The sequence below is a fragment of the Streptomyces sudanensis genome (assembly GCF_023614315.1).
Taxonomy (GTDB): domain Bacteria; phylum Actinomycetota; class Actinomycetes; order Streptomycetales; family Streptomycetaceae; genus Streptomyces; species Streptomyces sudanensis.
The window spans coordinates 3,819,268-3,823,840 of sequence record NZ_CP095474.1 but is presented as its reverse complement, the minus strand read 5'-3'; the positions used below and the strand labels follow the sequence as shown (position 1 = coordinate 3,823,840).

Here is a 4,573-nt window from a genome sequence, read left to right as displayed (position 1 = left end):
CCCCGCCCCAGCCCTCCGGGGCCGGGAGGGGCCGGGCCGGGTCACGCCGGGTGGAGCCGTATGCAGGCGGTGTCCGTGCCGACCGCGAGGGAGCCGTCGGGGAGCACCGCGACCGCCCGTACGGCGGGCCCCGGCCGGAACCGGCGGACGGCGCGCGCCCCCGGGTCGCGCAGTTCCACCAGGCCGTCCGCCCAGGCGACCGCCAGGACCGGTCCCCGGGCGTGCAGGGCGGCCACCGGGTGCGGGCGCCGGGCCACCACCGGCGTGCCGCCCTCCGGTCCGCCCGGCCGCCAGGCGCGGACGGTGCCGTCGGCGCCGCCGCTGTAGACGCGGGGCCCCTCGGTCGCCGCGAGGGCGGTGACCCGGCCGGAGTGCAGGGACTCCTGGTGCAGCCCGGACAGGCTGAAGGCGTGCGCGGAGCCCATCCGGTCCCCGGTGAGCACCGTGTCCCCGACGGCCGCGAGCGCGGTGGCGGGGTGCGTCGCGAGGGTCGCCGCCACGGCCGCCACCAGGCGCGGCGCGGGCTCGGCCGGGGTGCGCAGCCGGCCTCGCTCGTCGAGGGCCAGCCGCGTGCCGTCGCCCAGGCAGGCCACCGCCCGGGTACGCGGGTCGTCCGTCTCGACCGGTCGCCCGCCGCACACGGTCAGCGCCGTCACCCGCCCCTCCCGGACCCCGGCCACCGTCCAGGGGGCGTCCGCCGCGAGGGCGGTCAGTTCGGCGCGCAGCCGTGCCGCGGCACCCTCGGGCAGGGCGGCCAGCAGGGCCAGGGCCCGGCCGGCGGGGGTCTGGCCGTTCCGTACGAGGGCCTGGCCGGCCCGCAGCCATGCGGCGCGCAGCCCCCCGTACGGGCCGGGGTCGTCCTCGTAGGCGAGGGTCACGCGCACGGGGTCGGCGGCGCAGACCGCGTGCGGGTCGGACAGGCGCGGGCGGCCGTCCCCGGCGGGCCGGTCGGGCGCGGGCGTCCCGAGGGCGACCTCGACGTGGCCGAGGGTGCTCAGGCCGGCCGCGAGGTCGCGGGCCCCGGGCGCGCCAGCGGGCAGCACGACGCGCTCGGGGCGGCGCGGGGCGTCCAGCAGGGCCGTGAGCAGTTCCCCCGGGGTGCCGGCGACCACCCCGAGCGCGTTGGCGACCGTCCATACCGTGGCGCGCACGTTCCTCCCTCCCCCGCCCCTCAGTCCCGGGCGCCCGTGACGTGCCCGCGGACCAGGGACCGGACGGCCGCCAGGTCCCCGGCGGCGAGCGCGTCGAGGAGCGCCCCGTGCTCCGCCGCGTCGGCGGCGAGGCCGGCGCGGCGGGTGGCGGGCGGGCCCGCGGGGGGCCACTGGGAGCGGCGGTGCAGGTCGTCGGCGACGGTGACGAGCTGGTCGTTGCCGGCGAGGCCGAGCAGGGCGCGGTGGAAGGCGCGGTCGGCCTCCCCGTACGCGGCGGGGTCGCCGTGCGCGGCGGCGGCCGTGGTCGCCTCGGCGAGGGGGCGCAGCGCCGCCCAGCGCGCGGCGGGGACGGTGCGGGCGAGGCGCAGGACGACCGGGACCTCGATGAGGGCGCGGACCTCGGCCAGCTCGGCGAGTTCGCGCGGGGCGCGCTCGACGACGCGGAAGCCGCGGTTCGGGACGACCTCGACGGCGCCCTCGGCGGCCAGGCGCTGCATCGCCTCCCGTACGGGGGTGGCGGACACGCCGAGGCGCAGGCCCAGGGCGGGGGCGGAGTACACGCGGCCGGGGACGAGGTCGCCGCCGAGGAGCGCGGCGCGCAGCGCGTCGAGGACCTGGCCGCGCACGGAGTGGCGCCGGACCGGGCGGGGCGCGCCGGGCGGCGGTTCGCCGTGGGCGTGCGGGCCGCGGGCCTGCTCGGGGATGCGCCGGGCGGGGTGCGGACGCCGCTCGGGCCGCTCCGCCGCCTCCCGGGCCCTGCCTGGCTCCACTCCGGTCCTCCCGCCGCAGTACGTAGGGGCCCGGCTCCCCGGCGCGGGGCCCCGGGTGCACGATAGCCGGGCGCACCACGGGCGGAGGGAGGGGACGGGCACAAGTCGATCAGGTCGGGTAAGGTAAGGCTTACCTGCAAACGATCGCGATTCGGTGGTCCTGCATGTCCCTCTCCGCACTGCTGCCCTCCGCGTCCGCCCCGCCCGCCGTGTCCGGCCCGTCCGCCCCGCCCGCCTCGCCCGTCGCGGCCTCGTACGCCCGGCTCTCCGAGGTCTTCCCCGGTCTGCGCGTGCACGAGCCGGCCGAGGGCGAACCGGTGCCGCGGGNGGGGCTGGGTCCGCGCGGACGAGCTGGCGGCCGGGGGGCCCGCGCTCGACGCGTTCCTCGCCTGGGACGAGGCGCAGGTGCTGCGCGACCACGGGGTGCCCGCGCGCCCGGACGTCGTCGCGAGCCTCGGCCTCCACCGGTACGCCTGGCCCGCCTGCCTGCTGGTGACGGTGCCGTGGTTCCTGCACCGCCGGGTGCCGCGGGTGCCCGTCGCCGACGCGGCGTTCCACCGGGCCCGGGGCCTGATGGCGGTGCGGGTGCGGGAGTTCGCGTGCCTGCCGGGCGATCCGGCCGCCGCGCTGCCCGGGGCCAGGGTCGTCCCGGACGGGGAGGCGCTGCGGGCCGAGGTGCGGGCGGCGGTCGCCGAGCACCTCGACCCCGTGCTGCGGGGGTTCGGCCCGCGGATGCGGCGGCGCGGGCGGGCCCTGTGGGGCATGGCGACGGACGAGGTCGTCGAGGGCGTCTGGTACGTCGCGGGCCTGCTCGGCGAGGAGGAGCGCGCCGTGGCCGAGCTGGAGCTGCTCCTGCCGGGCACGGCGAAGCCGTACGTGGGTCCGGCCGGGTTCCGCGAGCTGACCGCGCCGGACGGCCGGCCGCTGCCCACCCGCGACCGGGCGAGCTGCTGCCTGTTCTACACCGTCCGCCCCGAGGACACCTGCGTCACCTGCCCCCGCACCTGCGACGCGGACCGCGTCCGCAGGCTGACGGCGGCCGACGGCTGACGGCTGACGGCCGGGGGCCGGCGGCGGCGTCCGATCGGTTTCCGGCGGCCCGTCAGTCCGCCGGCCGGGGCGGCTGCGGCAGGTCGGACGCCCAGGGCGGGTCGGCGCCGGGGACCGCGCAGGTGCGGGCGGCGACCAGGGCGGCGTACGCGCAGCTCGCGGCGGTCTCCTCCGGGGTCAGCCCGTCGAGGCGGCCGCCGAGGCGGCCCAGTCCGGCCAGCGCGTGCAGCAGGCCCGCGGTGAAGGAGTCGCCCGCGCCGACCGTGTCGGCGACCTCCACGGGCAGGGCCGGGACGGTGACGCGGGCGCCGTCCAGCGAGGCGAGCGCCCCGCGCGGGCCGAGCGTGACGACGACGAGCCGGGCGCCGGCCTCGTGCCAGCGGTCGCAGGCGTCCTCCGGGCCGGCTCCGGGCAGCAGCAGGGCGAGGTCGTCCTCGCTGAGGCGCAGGACGTCGGCGAGCGCGCACCAGCGGCCGATCCGTTCCCGGTACGCGGCCGGCGGCACCAGCAGGGGCCGGACGTTGGGGTCGAGGCAGACGGTGGCCCGTTCCCGCACGGAGGCGAGGAACTCCTCGACGCGGCGGCCCCCCGGCTCCCGGACCAGGGCGAGGGAGCCGGTGTGCAGGCAGACCGTGCCGTCCAGGGGGGCGGCGGCCAGCTCGGCGGCGGTCCACTGCCAGTCGGCGGCCCCCTCGGCGAAGAACGCGTACGAGGCGTGGCCGTGGACGTCCACGTCCGCGACCGCCAGGGTGCTCGGCTCGGACGCGGCCACGCAGCCCGACAGGTCCACGCCGGAGCCCAGCAGGCGGTCCCGAAACAGCCTCCCGAACACGTCGCCGGAGAGCCGGCCGAGGAACCGGGCCGGCGTGCCGAGCCGGGCGAGGGCGACGGCGGTGTTGGCCGGGCCGCCACCGGGCAGGACGCGCAGCGACAGCGCGTCGCCGCCCGCGGGCCCGGCGGCGCGGACGGGGTCGGCGAAGGCGTCGGCGACGCACTCGCCGAGCACGGTGATCCGCTGACCGCCCATGTCCTCCGCCTCGGCGCCCCGCGGCCCTTCGGACCGGCCGCTCCGGGTACCAGCATCACACCGGTGGGGCCGGGTCGGCACGCCGGACCGGGACGCGCGGGGAGCACGGGGCGGGCGCACCTCCGCTCCGGGGGCGGGACGGGGACGTTCCGTGCGGTGAGCCGGAGGGCCTTGATTCGAACACAACTCACACTATTCACATCATCGTTCGATGATATGGCGCCTGTGTACGGTGCTCCGGGCCCCGATGGCGCCCTCTTGCCGCGAAACCCCCTGACGTGCTCCCCCGGTCGGCCAGGATGGCGCCCCGAACGCCCTACTGCGCTGCGAGGAACACCGCATGAGACTGACCGAGATATCGCTGGACTGGCTGCTTCCGGGCGGAATGTTGCTCGTCGGGATCACCGCGGCGGTGGCGGTGCTCGCACGCGGCAGGCGCGCCGGCGGGAAGGCCGCGCCCGAGGACTCCTGGGNGAGCGCGGCCAGGAACGCCGCCGGCGCAAGGAGGCCGTCTACGNGCATCACCTCCTNNNCCTGCTCCTCTNNNGCTGCGCCNNNTACACATCTCCTCGCCC

Annotated in this window: 4 protein-coding genes and 1 pseudogene; 2 read left to right on the top strand and 3 right to left on the bottom strand. The window is 79.3% G+C overall.

The features are described from left to right. Positions 1-41: 41 nt before the first annotated feature. Positions 42-1,151 (bottom strand): WD40 repeat domain-containing protein, encoded by a 1,110-nt coding sequence (locus tag MW084_RS17615; protein WP_010474360.1) that lies wholly within the window; start codon positions 1,149-1,151, stop codon positions 42-44. Positions 1,152-1,171: 20 nt separating this feature from the next. Next, complete coding sequence (locus MW084_RS17610; RefSeq protein ID WP_010474361.1) at positions 1,172-1,921, bottom strand: GntR family transcriptional regulator; 750 nt, start codon at positions 1,919-1,921, stop codon at positions 1,172-1,174. Positions 1,922-2,085: 164 nt separating this feature from the next. Here MW084_RS17610 and MW084_RS17605 point away from each other — a divergent pair. Together MW084_RS17605 and MW084_RS17600 are read left to right on the top strand one after the other, a co-directional pair. Continuing rightward, positions 2,086-2,248: pseudogene (locus MW084_RS17605) on the top strand (iron-sulfur protein); the annotation flags it as partial. Position 2,249: 1 nt separating this feature from the next. Continuing rightward, a partial coding sequence (locus MW084_RS17600) for a (2Fe-2S)-binding protein (protein WP_275563674.1) occupies positions 2,250-2,971 on the top strand: 722 nt, incomplete at its 5' end. 52 nt (positions 2,972-3,023) lie between these two features. Here the strand turns inward: MW084_RS17600 and MW084_RS17595 are convergent. Beyond that, positions 3,024-3,998: a carbohydrate kinase family protein gene (locus tag MW084_RS17595; protein WP_010474363.1), complete on the bottom strand. Its 975-nt coding sequence runs from the start codon at positions 3,996-3,998 to the stop codon at positions 3,024-3,026. Positions 3,999-4,573: the final 575 nt, after the last annotated feature.

Coding starts and splice junctions, on each gene's coding strand:
- MW084_RS17595 (WP_010474363.1), bottom strand. CDS start 3,998: ATGGGCGGTCAGCGGATCACCGTGCTCGGCGAGTGCGTCGCCGACGCC.